18 protein-coding genes are annotated in these 15,506 nt (G+C 70.1%); 13 read left to right on the forward strand and 5 right to left on the reverse strand.

Features of this window, described 5'->3' with window-relative positions; genetic code table 11:
* Positions 1–262 precede the first annotated feature (262 nt).
* From HII36_RS46090 to HII36_RS46115, 7 genes are all read left to right on the forward strand, one after another.
* The gene (locus tag HII36_RS46090; RefSeq protein ID WP_173529703.1) at positions 263–439 is read left to right on the forward strand and encodes a hypothetical protein; all 177 of its coding nucleotides are present in this window, start codon (positions 263–265) and stop codon (positions 437–439) included.
* A gap of 166 nt (positions 440–605) precedes the next feature.
* A complete protein-coding gene (locus HII36_RS58360; protein WP_268959774.1) occupies positions 606–863 on the forward strand; it encodes a mycothiol transferase in 258 nt (85 codons plus the stop codon).
* A gap of 34 nt (positions 864–897) precedes the next feature.
* On the forward strand, positions 898–1,122 hold the full coding sequence (locus HII36_RS58365) for a mycothiol transferase (RefSeq protein ID WP_328808199.1): 225 nt from the start codon (positions 898–900) through the stop codon (positions 1,120–1,122).
* Between the two features lie 518 nt (positions 1,123–1,640).
* Entirely contained in the window at positions 1,641–1,889 is a 249-nt protein-coding gene (locus tag HII36_RS46100) for a DUF2798 domain-containing protein (RefSeq protein WP_173529704.1), read from the forward strand.
* Positions 1,873–2,034 (forward strand): hypothetical protein, encoded by a 162-nt coding sequence (locus tag HII36_RS46105; protein ID WP_173529705.1) that lies wholly within the window; start codon positions 1,873–1,875, stop codon positions 2,032–2,034. Before HII36_RS46100 ends, HII36_RS46105 begins: the two co-directional genes overlap by 17 nt.
* Positions 2,035–2,718: 684 nt before the next feature.
* Complete coding sequence (locus HII36_RS46110) at positions 2,719–3,036, forward strand: hypothetical protein (protein WP_173529706.1); 318 nt, start codon at positions 2,719–2,721, stop codon at positions 3,034–3,036.
* Positions 3,037–3,532: 496 nt separating this feature from the next.
* Positions 3,533–3,730 (forward strand): hypothetical protein, encoded by a 198-nt coding sequence (locus tag HII36_RS46115; protein WP_236004668.1) that lies wholly within the window; start codon positions 3,533–3,535, stop codon positions 3,728–3,730.
* 340 nt (positions 3,731–4,070) lie between these two features.
* On the opposite strand, the gene HII36_RS56130 is transcribed toward HII36_RS46115, so the two are convergent.
* Positions 4,071–4,856, reverse strand: a complete 786-nt coding sequence (locus tag HII36_RS56130; RefSeq protein WP_217370792.1) for a tyrosine-type recombinase/integrase — start codon at positions 4,854–4,856, stop codon at positions 4,071–4,073.
* A gap of 508 nt (positions 4,857–5,364) precedes the next feature.
* On the opposite strand from HII36_RS56130, the gene HII36_RS46125 reads away from it, so the two are divergent.
* The 5 genes from HII36_RS46125 (at position 5,365) to HII36_RS46145 (ending at position 10,419) form a co-directional block, all read left to right on the forward strand.
* Positions 5,365–6,051, forward strand: coding sequence for an urease subunit gamma (locus HII36_RS46125; protein ID WP_173529707.1), 687 nt, complete (start codon positions 5,365–5,367; stop codon positions 6,049–6,051).
* Positions 6,044–8,020, forward strand: a complete 1,977-nt coding sequence (locus tag HII36_RS46130; RefSeq protein WP_328808197.1) for an urease subunit alpha — start codon at positions 6,044–6,046, stop codon at positions 8,018–8,020. Before HII36_RS46125 ends, HII36_RS46130 begins: the two co-directional genes overlap by 8 nt.
* Before the next feature lie 74 nt (positions 8,021–8,094).
* Positions 8,095–8,769, forward strand: a complete 675-nt coding sequence (locus HII36_RS46135; RefSeq protein ID WP_173529708.1) for an urease accessory protein UreF — start codon at positions 8,095–8,097, stop codon at positions 8,767–8,769.
* A gap of 94 nt (positions 8,770–8,863) precedes the next feature.
* Entirely contained in the window at positions 8,864–9,613 is a 750-nt protein-coding gene (gene ureG / locus HII36_RS46140) for an urease accessory protein UreG (protein WP_173529709.1), read from the forward strand.
* Entirely contained in the window at positions 9,610–10,419 is an 810-nt protein-coding gene (locus tag HII36_RS46145; RefSeq protein ID WP_217370794.1) for an urease accessory protein UreD, read from the forward strand. Before ureG ends, HII36_RS46145 begins: the two co-directional genes overlap by 4 nt.
* A gap of 416 nt (positions 10,420–10,835) precedes the next feature.
* Here the strand turns inward: HII36_RS46145 and HII36_RS46150 are convergent, their stop codons facing one another.
* From HII36_RS46150 to HII36_RS46165, 4 genes are all read right to left on the reverse strand, one after another.
* The gene (locus tag HII36_RS46150) at positions 10,836–11,825 is read right to left on the reverse strand and encodes a hypothetical protein (RefSeq protein WP_173529710.1); all 990 of its coding nucleotides are present in this window, start codon (positions 11,823–11,825) and stop codon (positions 10,836–10,838) included.
* The gene (locus HII36_RS46155) at positions 11,822–12,370 is read right to left on the reverse strand and encodes an RNA polymerase sigma factor (protein ID WP_173529716.1); all 549 of its coding nucleotides are present in this window, start codon (positions 12,368–12,370) and stop codon (positions 11,822–11,824) included. Before HII36_RS46155 ends, HII36_RS46150 begins: the two co-directional genes overlap by 4 nt.
* 265 nt (positions 12,371–12,635) lie before the next feature.
* Positions 12,636–13,298 carry a class I SAM-dependent methyltransferase gene (locus tag HII36_RS46160; RefSeq protein WP_328808198.1) on the reverse strand — a complete coding sequence of 221 codons (663 nt, stop codon included), beginning with the start codon at positions 13,296–13,298 and terminating at the stop codon, positions 12,636–12,638.
* 5 nt (positions 13,299–13,303) lie between these two features.
* The gene (locus tag HII36_RS46165; RefSeq protein ID WP_173529712.1) at positions 13,304–14,482 is read right to left on the reverse strand and encodes a cytochrome P450; all 1,179 of its coding nucleotides are present in this window, start codon (positions 14,480–14,482) and stop codon (positions 13,304–13,306) included.
* A gap of 87 nt (positions 14,483–14,569) precedes the next feature.
* On the opposite strand from HII36_RS46165, the gene HII36_RS46170 reads away from it, so the two are divergent.
* Positions 14,570–15,172, forward strand: coding sequence for a TetR/AcrR family transcriptional regulator (locus HII36_RS46170; protein WP_173529713.1), 603 nt, complete (start codon positions 14,570–14,572; stop codon positions 15,170–15,172).
* Positions 15,173–15,506: the final 334 nt, after the last annotated feature.

A 15,506-nucleotide genomic window follows, 5' to 3' on the forward strand; every position in this document is an offset into this window, starting at 1 on the left:
GGTCATCACGTGTCTCCTTTGATCTTGAAGTGTCGCATTCAAAGGATCACGCGATGACCGTCCTCATTTCCCGGCGGCACGCCTGTGACCAGGTGAAACTCGTACACCACCTCCGTGGACGCAACCCTCGGCGAGCTCGCCGATCGGGTGCGGGACGTGCTGTTCGCCTGGCCGGCGGCACAGTACGCGGTCACGCGGTGCTGGTCACGGCACTGGGACGTGATCGAAGAACTGAGCATGCTGTACTGCGCACGGCCTACCCGTGGAAAAGCGCACCGACCATCATGCGTGCGAGTACCTCGACCGGTGGCTGCCCGGCGGGCTGGATCGGCCCACCGTACGGCTGCGGCCATGCGCGGAGGCTCATCACCCGGACGGGATGCGGCGTGATGACGCCGAGCTGGTCGACCGGGCCGTGACGGAGCTGCGCCGTCTTTGAGCCGCGGGCCCGCAGGCCTGCCCGGCGCGGTGTCACGTCCCCTCATTCCTCGCACTCGCCGAGTGCGTCACGGCCTGCTGTGATCATCTCTGCACTTGAACTCGTGCGCCGGTGATGAGCCGCCAAGCCAGATGATCCGTTCAAGCAGCAGCGGCATCCTGGTCCGATGATCTGGATCGCTCCACCTGCCGCCCACATCGACGAACCATTCGTCGCCAATGAACGTGCCATGTTAGAAGGTTTCCTGGACTGGCATCCCAGCGCCCTGCTCCACAAATGCGCGGGACTCACCGCCGCGCAACTGACCGAACGGCCGCTGGCACCCTCCAACCTTTCCCTGCTCGGCCTGGTCCGCCATCTCACCGACGTCGAACGCACCTGGTTCCGCCGCCGCTTCGCCGCCCAGCCTCTCCCAAGCCTCTAGTCGGCCCGACAGACCGGACGCCGCCTTCGACGACATCGATCCCCCGCGAGCGGCCGAAGACCTGGCCGCCCTGATCGCCGAGCAGGACGCCGCCCGCCAGGCCACGGCAGACATGCCGCTCGACGCGATCTTCGTCAGCCCGCGCTGGGGGCCGATGTGTCTGCGATGGGCCTTCGTCCACATGCACGGCGAATACGCTCGCCACAACGGCCACGCCGACATCCTGCGCGAACGAATAGACGGCACAGTCGGCACATAGACGAGGACCAGTGCCCATCCCGGAGGCCATCAGCCCAGTTCCACGAATCGATCAACAGCCGCCTCTCACCGCCCCGACCCTCGTGGCACCCTCACCTCTGCATGTTAAGAAGGGTGCGGCGTGGTCGCCCTCGTGTCGCACGTTGATGTCAGGGGCAACTTGCGCAGGGGCGGGGACGTGACAGGCCACGCGCGAGGCCCCGGACGGCCCAACGCTACGAACGCGCGCCCTGCATCCGCTCCGAACGCGCCGGCTACCGCTGAGGCGCCCCCACACCCTCAGCCGCATGACCGCCCACCCCGGCAACGTTCCTGGACACCGCACCAGCAGCGGAGATCCGATATCCTGATCGGGCCTAAAAGATTCAGGCTGGTGTGGTTATTCCAGCCCTCGCACCCCTGTGAGATGCAGTCGCACCCGATGCGAACCCGAGGCGCAGCCCAATTCCCGCTAAGTAGCGGTCGGCGGCGCCGGTGCGAGCATCCGATGGCGTCGTCGTCCTGGACAAGGAACGGACGATGAGCAAGAAGAGCGTCTTTCTCACTCAGGTCATCATGACCTTCATCATGGCTGCGACGATGTCGGGCCTCATGGGCCTCATCTTCACGGGGCCATCCATGGAGTGGCTGGCCGGCTGGCCCAGGCAGTTCATCATCGCGTGGCCCATCGCCTTCGCTGTCACGATGGTCGCCTGGCCGGCGTCGATGGCACTGAGCGGTGTGCTCCTTCGGTCCCGCAAGGGCGTGCCTGATGTCGGAGAGGCCTGACCCTGCTCACACCTCCGGCGCCCGCGACATCGGCGGCAACAAGCCGCTCCCGCCGCACCGCGCCCTGATCCACCAGGCGGCCGGCGCTCTCAGCTACCGCCTCGGCGGCTCTGTCGACGATGCCCTGGCCCGCCTGTGCCAATAGCCGCCCCATCCTCGACGTCATCCATCCGGACGACTCGCCAGGCTGAAGGATCCGTTCAAGCCAGCTGCGGGACCCGGGGCGGCCGTCAGGCGGGTCAGGGCCCACAGTCCGTTCGCGGCTGTTACCCCCTGGGTGGACCTGCGCCCGCCGGCCGTGCGGCGTGCGCTCCAGGTGGATCGCCCGGCGGCCGTTGACCAGCGCGTCGCCGGGCACAATGGGACGCCCACAGGCCCTTCTGGCGCTGGCCGCTATCCCCTCGCTGGGACACGCGCGGCCCGACGCTGCAAGGCCACGCAGCATACTGGCCCGGTCGGCGCACTTTATCTGACGTAGATCTGATGCCGGCCGGTGCCACTTGAGCAGTGGCTGGTGATGTAGTCGCTGCCCGTGCCGACCGTGCACGGCATGCGCGGCGGCGATGGACGCTTCTCCTTCCGGGGCGGACGGCGAGAATCGGCGTCCAATTTTAGGAAAATTTCCTATTTGGAACGGAGGGCCAGGCACCGGTCAGGCCGGTTGATCGCCAGCCGAGCACGCCGTCGCACGCCTATCCAGACGCTGCAGGATGCTGCGGAGGAAAGGGTCGAGAAGGCATCTTGACATGCTGATCACGCCAGCTAGGTTCCACAATAAGGAAACTTTCCTAACAGTGCGAGGAATCAACCTCGCGGAAGGAGCCAGCACGTGAAAGTAAGACGTGCCGCCGCCACCCTCTCCGGCAGCGCTCTCATCGCCGCCGCCGTCGTAACCGGCGTGGCCACGCCCGCCCATGCCCTGCCCGACTCCTGTTCGATCTCCTACAGCGACAGCTCCTACCACTCCTACTGTTCCACCGGGACCGGCTACCACCAGATCCTCGTGTCCTACTGCTTCGTCAACCCGTGGGTCAACTACTGCGGCTCGGTAGCGGGGCAAAAAGCCCCCGTCGGCGCCACCTCCAGCGCCAGGCCTCCCGGCGGCGGATCGATCAGAAGCGTGACCATCTTAAAATCCGAAAGCTGAACCGGCCCCACTGATCTTCGAGGAGGCGGACGGGGCTCGCGTGTGGATCAAGTGCCATCGCCGTGACACCGGCACCTCCGCCAGGTGACCGAACACGTACGTGATCAGCCGTCAGGAGCGGTATCGCGCCGTGTCCGGCCAGTGTTCCGGTTCCGTTGACGATCGAGGCGGCACGCCCGAAGAAGTGCGCGCCGCTGTCGCATATACCGCCGACTCCGGCGCTACAGACCCCCGCCACCCGCAGTACCAGCCCCGACGGAGACGGCACCTGGCGACCCGACCGGCGTCTCTGAAACGCGGGTCGTCACGCCGCGACGGGGAATCGCCGCGCCAGCACCGGGACGGTGATGTTCGCCGCGTTCCGGGCGAGGGAGGCCGAGGCCGTCCCGCTGATCGAGCGCGCACCGAGACCATCACCCACTGGGAACCGGCGATCCCGAAGGGCAGCGTCGTTCACTTCGCCTGCGAGATCGTCAGCGAGGGCACGTGGAGCGCTGTGCGCGACCGCCTGGCCGAGGCCGGTCCGGAGACGACGCACTGGGAGAGCGAGAGCGGATACCGGTTCAGCAGGGTGATGATGCGGCTGGTGGGGCTTCTGATGCCCGGCGCCTTCCGCAAGCAGTCGGAACAGCACATGCAGGACTTCAAGCGTTTCGCCGAGCAAGGCAAGGACATCCGAGACGAGCCGGACTGATCGGCCATCACGCTCGGCGATGGCCGTGCAGGCCGGTTCTGCGCGGTGGACGAAGAGGCCACCGAGACGTCTACGTGGCTGGGACGGTTACGGCGTATCGGACCCAGTGGCCGCCTTCCTGGGTCCAGGCGATGGCGGGGCTGATTCCCAAGAGCTCCGTGAGAACCGCAGCGGGCAGTTGTGTGGAGAGTCCCATCAGGGCGGAAGCCCGGCCCGGACGTGGGTAGATGCCCAGCCGTTTCAACCTTGAGCAGCATGCGAACGAAAAGTCGCGCGTTTCGAGGGGCCGACTAGGAGGACGTCGTAAGTCGTGTGCCTCGGTGGCTGATGCCAGAGGTTGTCAGCGTGCGCGTCGTTGGGCTGCCGGGTCGTGCTCGACGGGGATGCGGGCGGAGGTCTCCTCGCCCAGGCGCACGTAGCGGCCGAGGCCGGACAGGTGCTGGTGGCGGGACTTGGCTCGCAGCTCGGGGGCGGTGTGTCCGGCAGCGGCCAGGTGGGTCAGCGCGCTGTGACGAAGCTGATGCGGCGTCCAGCCCTCGCCGTGCGGGTCGAGCTCGGCTGAGGCGGTCTTGAACAGGTACTCGGCGCGTGGGTAGGACCGTCGGCTGCGACCGGTGATCGGGCAGATGGCGCGCGGGCGCGCGCCGCCTGGAGGCAGGAGCGCGCCGGTCGGCCAGGAACACCGGCCCGCGCGTGCGGCCGGCCAGCAGGCGAGGCAGCAGGCGGGGCAGGAGGCGGGGCAGGAGGCGGGCAGCGGCCGGGCGGTGACCGTCGCCCAGTGGACGTACTCCAGGGCGCCGCACTTGGTGCGGACACGGGCGCGCCGGAACTCGGTGTCGAGGTCCTCAAGGTTCAGGGATGAGATCTCCTCGGCCCGGGCCGCCGTCTCGTACAGAAACCGCCACAGCAACCGTTCGCGCAGCGGGTGGCGGTCGTCGGTGAGGAGTTTCTCCAGCCGGGCGGCGGGGATCGCGCGGTCGCCGCGGTGGGTGGTATTGCGCCGGGTCAGGCGGCGGGCCGGGTTAATGGCCGGCAGATCCTGGCGCTGGGCCCAGGTGGTGAAGGAGATCAGCGCGGACAGATGCCGGTTCCAGGTGGCCGCCGCAGCGGTGTCCCAGGCGGCCATCACCGCGACGTAGTGGTCGCAGTCGAGCTCGGCGACCGGGTGGTGCAGCCCGGTGGCCGTGGTCAGCCGGGCCAGGGTGCGGGCGTAGCCGGTGCGGGTGGTGGCGGCGCCGAGCGAGCTGAGGAACGTCGCCAGGCGCCGACGACGCCGGCGCGCCCATCGGCTCGTTCGCCGGCGGACCCGGGAGCGTCAGGGAAGGCGACGACCGGCAGGACCACCTCCGCAAGGCTGATGCGACAGATATCGCCACGTGTCGGCCCGCTCGGGCGAGCGGTGAGCTGGGCGGTACGTGACAGGTGATGCGAATTCTGTGGCACGGGTGACGCATGCCTCACCGTCACGTCATATCACTGTCAGTGCGCATCCAACTACGTTCAGCGAGCAAGGAGGCGGTGATCACGCTGGCTCGAGGGTCACCCCGGCGGGGCCGCTGAAGTGATCATCCTTTGCCGATGGCCGGTCTCCCGGGTGACCTCCCCCAGGGGCGGAGCGAAAGCGAGGTGACGGAGTGCATCTGACTCTGCATGAGCAGGAACGTCTGATGATCCATGTGGCCGCGGACGTGGCCCACAAACGGAAAAAGCGAGGGCGAAAGCTCAACTACCCGGAGACGGTCGCCATCTTGACCGCGTATGTGCTGGAAGGGGCACGGGACGGCAGATCCGTCGCGGACCTCATGGAACTGATGCATCAGCCGGACGACCTGCCGCTGCCCACGTACGACGACGTCATGCCCGGCGTCGCAGAGATGATCAATGACCTTCAGATCGAGGCCACCTTCCCCGACGGCACCAAGATGGTCACCCTGCGCAACCCCATCAAGAAGCTGAGCATCCTCCCCGTTCCGGAGGGGAGCGAGGAGGAGGCGCCGGTTCACCCCGGGAAGATCGACCATCCGCGCGACGCCGGCCCGGTGGCCTTCAACGCCGGTCGCGAGGTCACGATCGTGACGGTCACCAACACCGATGACCGTCCCATCCAGGTGGGCTCGCACTTCCACTTCTACGAGGTCAACCCCCGCCTGGCCATCGAGCCCAGCCGCGAGGCCGCCTACGGCAAGCGGCTGAACATCCCCGCGGGCAGCTCGGTGCGTTTCGAACCCCCCAACCCGCTGGAGGTGGAGCTGGTGCCCATCGAGGGCGAGCGCATCGTCGAGGGACTGAACGGCAAGGTCGGAGGACGGCTTCGTGACTGACTCGCCGACCCTTGAGCCGCCCGCCCCCGAGCCGCCGGCGCCGCTGCCCGGGCCGCGCAGACAGGACAGGCATCAGCCGCTGAACCGGGTCGACTACGCCGACCGGTTCGGGCCCACCGTGGGGGACCGCATCCGGCTGGCCGACACCAACCTGCGGATCGAGATCACCGAGGACTGGTGCGGCGGTCCCGGCCGCAGCGGCAACGAGGTCATCTTCGGCGGCGGCAAGGTCGTGCGGGAGTCGATGGGCCAGTCGTGCGCGCCGCGCGATCCGGCGCGGTTCGGCGCCCCGCGGCCGCCCGACACCGTCATCACCGGCGCGGTCATCCTGGATCACTGGGGGATCGTCAAGGCCGACGTCGCCATCCGCGACGGCCGCATCGTCGCACTGGGCAAGGCCTACAACGACGAGACCATGGACCGGCTGCACGACGGGCACGCCACGGCCACGGACTTCGTGATCGGTCCCGAGACGGAGGTCATCTCCGGCAACGGCAAGATCCTCACCGCCGGCGGCGTCGACACCCACGTGCACTTCATCTGCCCCGAGCAGATCACCGAGGCGCTGGCCTCCGGGGTGACCACGCTGATCGGCGGCGGCACCGGCCCGGCCGAGGGCAGCACCGCCACCACCGTCACGCCCGGCTCCTGGCACATCAGTCGGCTGTTCGAGGCGCTGGATGGCTTCCCGGTCAACATCGGGCTGCTCGGCAAGGGCAACACCATGTCGACGGAGTCGCTGTACAACCAGGTGGAGGCCGGCGTGCTCGGCCTGAAGGTCCACGAGGACTGGGGGGCCACCCCGGCCGTGCTGCGCCGCTGCCTGCAGGTGTGCCAGGCGACCGGCGTGCAACTCGCCCTGCACGCCGACTCGCTCAACGAGGCCGGCAACGTCGAGGACACCATCGCGGCCATCGGCGACCACCCGATCCACGTCTTCCACGTCGAGGGCGCCGGCGGCGGACACGCCCCCGACATGCTCAAGATGGTCAGCCTGCCGAACGTGCTGCCCGCCTCCACCAACCCGACCAGGCCCTTCACCGTCAACACGGTCAAGGAGCACATCGACATGGTGATGATCGCCCATCACCTCAACCCGCTGGTGGCCGAGGACCTGGCGTTCGCCGAGTCACGGATCCGGCCCACCACGATGGCCGCCGAGGACGTCCTGCACGACATCGGGGCGATCTCGATCATGTCGTCGGACGCCCAGGCGATGGGCCGCATCGGCGAGATGATCACCCGGACCTGGCAGACCGCGCACGTGATGAAGGAGCGACGCGGCGCGCTGGACGGCGACAAGGCGGGCCAAGACGGGCACGACAACCATCGCGCCCGCCGCTACGTGGCGAAATACACCATCAACCCGGCCCTCGCGCACGGCATCGACCACGAGGTCGGCTCTGTCGAAGTGGGTCGGCTCGCGGACCTGGTGCTGTGGGAGCCGAAGTTCTTCGGCGTCAAACCGCATCGGGTGATCAAGGGCGGCCAGATCGCCTACGCGCAGGTCGGCGACGCCAACGGCTCCATCAGCACCCCGCAGCCGATCCTGCCCCGCCCGATGTGGGGCGCGACCGGCCGGGCCCCGGCCGCCAACTCCGTCAACTTCGTCACCGCCGCCGCCATCGAGGCCGGCCTGCCCGGCCGGGTCAGCGTGCGCAAGACGTTCACGCCCATCCGCGACACCCGCAAGGTCTTCAAGGCCGACATGCGCCAGAACGACGCCATCCCCGACCTTCGCGTCGATCCCAACACCTTCGAAGTGGTGATCAGCGGCCTGGAGGACGGGGAGGCGAACAGGACGGAGATCGCCACGACCGAGCAGATCACCGCGATCGACACCGAGATCGACACCGAGGTCGAGCAGCTCGGCCAGGAGATCGAGGAGATCGGGGAGATCGGGGAGATCGCCGGCCGTGACGAAGGGGCCAGTGAACTGCCGATGGCGCAGCTGTACTTCCTCTTCTGACCCGCCACCTGGTGATCACCCGCTGATCGCGCCCGTGAACGACCGCCCCGCGCACGAGAGGTGTACCACGCCCGATGAACCATGCCGCGCTCCTCGTCCTGGCCGACGGCCGTTTCCCCGCCGGCGGGCACGCCCACTCCGGTGGCGCCGAGGCGGCCGTCACCGCACGACGCGTGCGCGACGTGGCGAGTCTGCAGGAGTTCTGCCGCGGCCGGCTGCACACCACCGGCCTGGTCGCGGCGGGCCTGGCCGCCGCGACCGCCACCGGCTACGACCCGCTTCTGCTGGACGAGGCAGCCGACGCCCGCACCCCCTCACCCGCCCTGCGCCAGGCCGCGCGCAGGCTCGGCCGGCAACTCCTGCGCGCCGCCCGCGCCGCCTGGCCCTCACCCGAACTCGACGCCCTGGCCGCGGCCCGTCCTCGCGGCGCGCATCAGCCCGTCGTCCTCGGCCTGGCCGCCCGCTCGGCCGGGCTGACGCCGTTGCACGCCGCTTACGCGGCTGCGTACGAGAGCGTCAGCGGCCCGGCCACCGCCACCGTCCGCCTGCTCAGCCTGGACCCCTTCGACGCCACCGCGGTCCTGGCCCGTCTGGCCGCCGACGTCGACCACCTCGCGCAGCGGGCCGCGGAGGCCGCGCAGCGCGTCCAGGCCGACGGCGTGCAGGCGTTGCCCGCCGTCTCGGCGCCGCTGCTCGACATCACCGCCGAACAACACGCCGCCCGCCCGATGCGCCTGTTCGCTTCCTGACCTCGTCGCTTCCGGACCCGTTCGCTTCCGGACCCGTTCGCTTCCCGACCCGTTCGCTTCCCGACCCGTTCGCCTCCCGACGCCTGGAGCGGCAATGCACCTGCACCACAACCACGACTTCCCCGAGAATCACGCCCACGGTCCCGGCGGTTCCACCCCCGGACGCCCTGACACACGCGCCGACGGCCGCTCTGACGACCGTTCTGACGGCCGTTCTGGCGGCCGGCGGCGCGCGCTGCGCATCGGATTGGGCGGGCCGGTCGGCTCCGGCAAGACCGCCACCGTCGCCGCCCTGTGCCGCGCGCTGCGCGACCACCTGTCCATCGCGGTGGTCACCAACGACATCTACACCCGCGAGGACGCCGAGTTCCTGCTGCGCGAGGCCGTCCTGCCCGGGATGCGCATCAGGGCGGTCGAGACCGGCGCCTGCCCGCACACCGCCATCCGTGACGACATCTCCGCCAACCTCGAAGCCGTCGAGGACCTGGAAGACCAGCTCGGCCCGCTCGACCTGATCCTCATCGAATCCGGCGGGGACAACCTCACCGCGACCTTCTCCCGGGGCCTGGTCGACGCGCAGATCTTCGTCATCGACGTCGCGGGCGGCGATGACATCCCCCGCAAGGGCGGCCCCGGCGTGACCGCCTCCGACCTGCTCGTCATCAACAAGACCGACCTGGCCCCCTACGTCGGCGCGGACCTGGAAGCCATGGCCCGCGACGCCAAGGCCCAGCGCGGCGACCTGCCCGTCGCCTTCACCGCCCTGAAGACCGAGGGTGGTGTCACACCGGTGTCGGACTGGGTCCGCGCGCGCCTGGCCGACTGGACCGCGAGCGCCGCGTGAGCCTCGCCTCCCGGGCCGCCGTGGCCGGGCGCACCGCCCGAGGTGTGCATGCCACCGCCCGGATCAGGGCGATCAGCGTGGGACGGGCGACCGCGCTTCCCGTCCTGGCCGGCGCCGGCCCCTTCGACCTGCGTCCCTACCGCCCGCGCGGGAAGCAGGCACGGGTGTGCATCCTGGGCGTGATGAGCGCCCCGCTCGGCGGCGACCGGCTGCGCCTCGAAGCCACCGTCGAACCCGGCGCCCACCTGCACGTCACCACGGCCGCCGCCACCATCGCGCTGCGCGGCCCCACCACCGGACACGCCACCTACGACGTGCACCTGAGCGTGGCCGAACAGGCGAGCCTGCACTGGCTGCCCGAGCCGCTGATCTCCGCCGCCCACAGCAACCTGCGCCAGAGCTGCACCGTCGACCTCGCCGCCGACGCCCGTCTCGTCCTGCGTGAAGAACAGGTCCTCGGCCGCGCCGGCGAACCACCGGGCCGGCTGACCACCCGCCTCACCGTCAACCGCGACGGACGCCCACTGCTCGACCAGCAGAACACCTACGGGCCGGACGCGCCCGGCTGGGACGGTCCCGCCGTCCTGGACGGTCACCGAGCCGCCGGCCAGATCCTCATCGTCGACCCCGCTCTCGACGGCAGGCCGCCCGGCGTCCGGCTGTTCGGCGACGACCCCGCCGATGGGCAGGCCGTGCTGACCCCGCTCGCCGGACCCGCCGTCCTCATCACCGCGCTCGCCCCGAACACCCTGCACCTGCGCCGCCTGCTGGAGGCAGCGCACCCCATCGCCCCGGCCGACAGGTAGTTCTGCGGCGTCGACGTCCGGCGGCGGCACCATCCCGGTGACCGCGGCCACCGCCTCCCCTCGGCTCCCGGCGCGGACGATCGCGTCGATGGCCTCCCACACCTGCTCCAGCCGCAGGTCCTCGCCGTACTCGGTGACCTCCAGCAGCGTCTCCACCGCGACGGCCGGCGTGGCCGAATGTCGAGCGAGCTTAGGTGCTGGCGGGCCCGTTCCTTGTCGGTGGCGCTCTCCGGCCTTACCGATCAGCTCGGTCGTCATCAGCAGATCGTGCGGTGCTGGGGGTCGGTGCCAGGTCAGGGGTGGCGTTGAGAAACGTGCAACGAGCCGCGGCGGGGCTGTCGATGGCGTCGCTGGGGGAGTGTCGATCGTATGGACGGCCCCCGCCCGTTGTGGGGCGGGAGCCGAGTTGCGCGCGATCAGGAGGCGGGTGGTGGCGCGCTTCCGTTGTAGAACGGGTTCTCGGGCAGACGATCGGGTGTGACGAGCAGCCGGATCACGCCGGCCTTCACCTGCCACGCGTTCCAGACGATCCAGCCGGGCCCGACCTGGTCCGCGGGTAGCGGGTCGAAGGATGACATGTTGCCGCTTTTCTCGTCCATCCGGATGACGCTGAACACCGCAGTCAGGTTGCGCTTGCGTGTCTCGGTGAGGATGTCGGCCACGGGACGCCCGTTTCGCAGCTGGACCCCGTCGAACATCTCGCCTGGCGCCATGGCCGAGTCGAAGTTCGCGTATTCCTCTCCTGGCTTCGCTTGGCGTCCCAGCCTGACGTCTACGTCACCGGTGAAACCGACGGGGATTCGCATCACCATGATGCAGTGGTCGTCCAATCCTGGCTGGCATCCTCTGGGTGTCGTCTCCATGGAGAGGGGGACGCCGTCGAACCGGGGGCCGGAGGAGTCCGGCTCAGGTTCAGGGTCGGGATGGGGGGAGCCGTGGGCGGCGATGATCATTCCTAGGATCTTCCCCACGCCCGTGGGCGAGGCCGGCACCGGGCGCAGGTCGACGTTCAGGCCGACCGCGTGGAACGCCTGGGTGTACTTGTCGTGGTCGGCGAACGGGTCCTTGATGCGGGCGACGTATTGGTCACCTTCCAGGTGGATCTCCATTGCCGAGTTGGCGTAGGAGACTGCTGTGCCCCGTCCGTCCTCCAGCAGGCTCGGACCCACCACGATGCCTGTCGCGAGCACCACCGCTGCGGCCACGCCCAACGCAAGACGGCGAGGGCCGTGCAGAGTGTGCCGGCGGGCACGATCCGGCTCACGCGGAACGACGTCGGGTTCTTGGGCGGTGATCGAGGCCAGCAGCGCCCGTGCCCCCGTCCCGGACGCGCGGCTGTCCGGCTGTCCTGGCTCGACCCGGGCCAGGGGCCTCAGCAGCTCGTTGATCTCATCGACGTTCCTCATAGCGACCTCCCCGCCGGAATCGGCCGGCTTTTCGCGGTGAACGGGACACCGGCTTCGTCAAGTGCGCGCGAGAAGCGCTTGCGGGCGCGATACAGCCTGATGCGCACGGCATTGCGGGACAGTCCCAGCATCGTGGCGATCTCCTCGCGCCCCAGGCCCTCCCACGCGACCAGCGAAAGAAGCTCACGGTCGTCGTCGGACAGGCTCCGAAACACCGTGCTGATCATGCTCAGCTCAATGCCGCTGTCAGGGGAATCCGCGTAGAGATCGGCCATCTCCGCGTCCAAGGCCACGCTGTGCAGCCGCTGTCGGACCGTGCTCCGGCGGTGGTCGGCCAGGACCTTGCGTGCTACGCCGTAAAGCCAGAGCCTGGCCTCGTGCCCTGGTGGCAGCTCGGCCACTCGGCGCCAGGCGATGGTGAAGGTCTCCGCCACGACGTCGGCCGCGTCCTGCGGGGAGTCGGAGCGGCGCGCGGCGTAGGCGGCGATCTGGTCGTATGTCTCCCTGTAGAGGGCCTCGAACCTGGCCACCCCATCGTCATCCACGGGCGATTCCCATGGCTGATCTCCTTCGTCGGTACGAAACGCGGACATTCCCGTACATGGCGAAAGGGGCTCCATCATTTCGCGTGGATCTCAGAAACTTCGGCGTTTCCGGGCTGGAGCGCCTTCGCGGAAGCCATGCCACCATTACTGATGCGGCTGCTGTTCTACTCCGGGCTGCGCGTCGCCGAGCAGTTGCGCGCCGAGGCCGCCCGGGCGGCGCGTTCATCTCACCGTGCGCCACGTCGGCGACGCTCACCAGGGCGCGTCACCCAGCGCCGCCCCTGAGGGCTGGCAGGCGGGCGGTGCCGAGTACGTGGAAGCTGGAGGGGGTGCGCACGGCCGGGAGCAGGAACCGCTGGAGGTTCTCGACGGTCAGTCCCGCACGCTGGATGGCGGCGACCGTGTCGCGGCCGAGGTGGCAGCCGCCGACCAAGTGTGGCCAGATGGTCGCGTCCAGCAGGTCCTGCACGCGGGCCAGGCCGGGCGTGTCGGCGCGGACGTGTTCCAGAAAGCGGATCTGACCGCCGGGTTTGAGCACCCGGACCGCTTCGGCCAGCGCGGCCGCCGGGTCCGGCACCGAGCACAGCACCATGGCGAACACCACCGCGTCCACGGCGCCGCCGGCCAGGGGAAGCTGTTCGGCGGTGCCGGCACGGACCTCGATCGGCACCGGCGCGCCGGCCGCGGCGCCGGCGGCCATGGCGCGTAGCCGGGGCTGGGGCTCGACGGCCAGGACGTGCTCGACCGAGGGCGGGTAGTGGGCGAAGGTGGCGCCATTGCCGGCGCCGACCTCCACCACCCGCCCGCTCAAGCCGGCCAGCAGCGCCTGGCGCCGCTCGGCCAGGCCGGCGTCGTCCATGGCCCGGGCCAGCAGCGGATAGACGCGGCTGAACAGCGGCCGCCGTTTGCTCGCCTTCGCCGTGCTCACGCCGGTCACCAGGTCACCGGCAGGGCGGTCAGGCCGCCGGTCAGCGTGTGGGCGTTGAAGTTCAACTCGCCGGGCGCGCATCCGAGCTCGAGGGCGGGGAAGCGTGCGGCCAGCTGGGAGAAGACCACCTGCAGCTCGATGCGGGCCAGCGGCGCGCCGATGCAGTAGCGGGCGCCGTGCCCGAAGCTCAGGTGCGGCACGGCGGGCCGGTCGAGGTCGAAGCGGTCCGGGTCGGCGAACAGCGCGGCGTCGTGGTTGGCCGCGCCGGTGTCCAGGAGCACCAGGTCCCCCTCCCGCACGTGCACACCGGCGATCTCCAGGTCCTCTCGCGCGTAGCGGGGGATGCCGCCGCCACCGAGGCCGGGCGCGCGCAGGATCTCCTCCACCGCCGCGCCGACGCGGGACGGATCCGCGACCAGGGCCCGCCACTGCTCGGGGCAGGCCAGCAGCCACAGTGCGCCCTCGTCGATCGCGGCGACGGTGGTCTCGTGCCCGGCGAACAGCAGGGACATGCCCATCGCGGCCGCCTCGTCGTCGCTCACCCCGTCGGTGGCGGCGAGCCGGGAGATCACGTCGGCCTCCGGGTCGCCCTCGGCGCGTTTCCGGGCCACGAGCTGCTGGCCGTAGCCGAACAGCTCGGCCAGGCCCCGCTCGGAGCGGGCCCGGTCGGTGACGTCGCCGGCGGCCTGGGTCCAGGCCCGAAACTGCGCGCGGTCGGCGTACGGCACGCCGAGCAGCTCGCAGATGACCGCGATCGGCAGCGGCAGCGCCAGCGCGGCGTGCAGGTCGGCGGGCGGCCCGGCCTCGGCCAGATCGTCCAGCAGGGCGGCGGTGAGCGTCTCGATCCGGGCGCGCAGGGCGCGCATGCGCTTGGGCGAGAAGTGCGGTTGCAGCAGCGAGCGCATCCGCCGGTGGTCGGCCTGCTCGGTGTCGAAGTCGCCCATCGGGCCGCCGAACATGGCCGACTCGCCGGTCCTGGAGGCCTTGTCCGGCTCGCGGTGGGCCCGGCCGAGCCGGTCGTCGTCCAGCAGGGCGCGTACCTGCTCGTATCCGGTGACCTGCCAGCCGGGATGGCCGACCGCGGTGCGGATGGCGTGGATCGGGGTTCGTGTCTGCAGCTCGCGCAGCAGCGGCGCGGGCCGCATCGGGTCGGGCTGCTCATACGGCAGCTGGACGGCTGACATGAGTACTCCAGAAAGTAGACGAGCGTTTGTATACTTCGATGTCTAAAACGCTACATGTATACTTTGCCTTCTACAAGTGGAGGGCTGATGAGCAACCCCGAGGCAGGCGGCGAGGGTGTCACGGCGCCGCCGGTGCGCAGGCTGCGCCGCGCGGAGCGGCGCGAGCAGATCCTGGACGCGGCCACCCGCGCCTTCGCCCGCGCCGGATATGCCGCCACCGGCCTCGACGACATCGCCACCGAGGCCGAACTGACCCGGGCCATGCTGTATCGGCACTTCGACTCCAAGGCCGACCTGTACCGGGCCGTGCTGGACCGGGCGTGTGCGCGGCTGGCCGAGGCCACCGGAGCCGACGACTACGACGCCGACGCCATCCCCGCCCTGCTGCGCGCCGCCTCCGCCGACCCCGACGGGTTCCGGCTGCTGTTCCGCCACGCGGCCCGCGAGCCGGACTTCCGGGAGCTGATCGACTCCATCACCGCCGCCTCCCGCGAGGTCGGACGCCGCAACCTGGCGCGCGTCATCCCGGAAGGGCCGTGGCTGGACTGGGCCGCCAACGTGATCCCCGGCTTCACCCTGGAGGCCGTCATCGCCTGGCTGGACGCCGGCCGGCCCGACCCCGACCAGGCCGCCGAGCGCATCACGGCGGCCGTGCACGGCGTCATGGCCGCCGCCCATCCCACCTTGTGAGGGGGGGCGAAATGTCGCCGCCGTCTGCTTCGCTTTGACGCATGACGATGGTGAACTGCCTGGCGCGGGCGGATTCCAAGGCGCCATCGGAAGCGCGGGCCAGCTTCCAGAGGGCCTGCAGTCAGACGGTCCGCTGTGAGTGGCGAACGAGATCGAGGGCGGGCCACCCCCGCCTGCCGGTCCCTGGCCCCCATGGTCAGTCGGCCACCCTTCCGGATCACTTCTCCGCCGTTGCCAGGGTCACCCGGATGAGGCGGCAAGTGCCTGGGATTGTGGCGAGCTCGTCGATCTGAAAGTCGGTGCGGCGCGCCCGCCGGAGCGTTCCCTACGGAGC

Source organism: Nonomuraea antri, from assembly GCF_013283785.1.
GTDB lineage: Bacteria > Actinomycetota > Actinomycetes > Streptosporangiales > Streptosporangiaceae > Nonomuraea > Nonomuraea antri.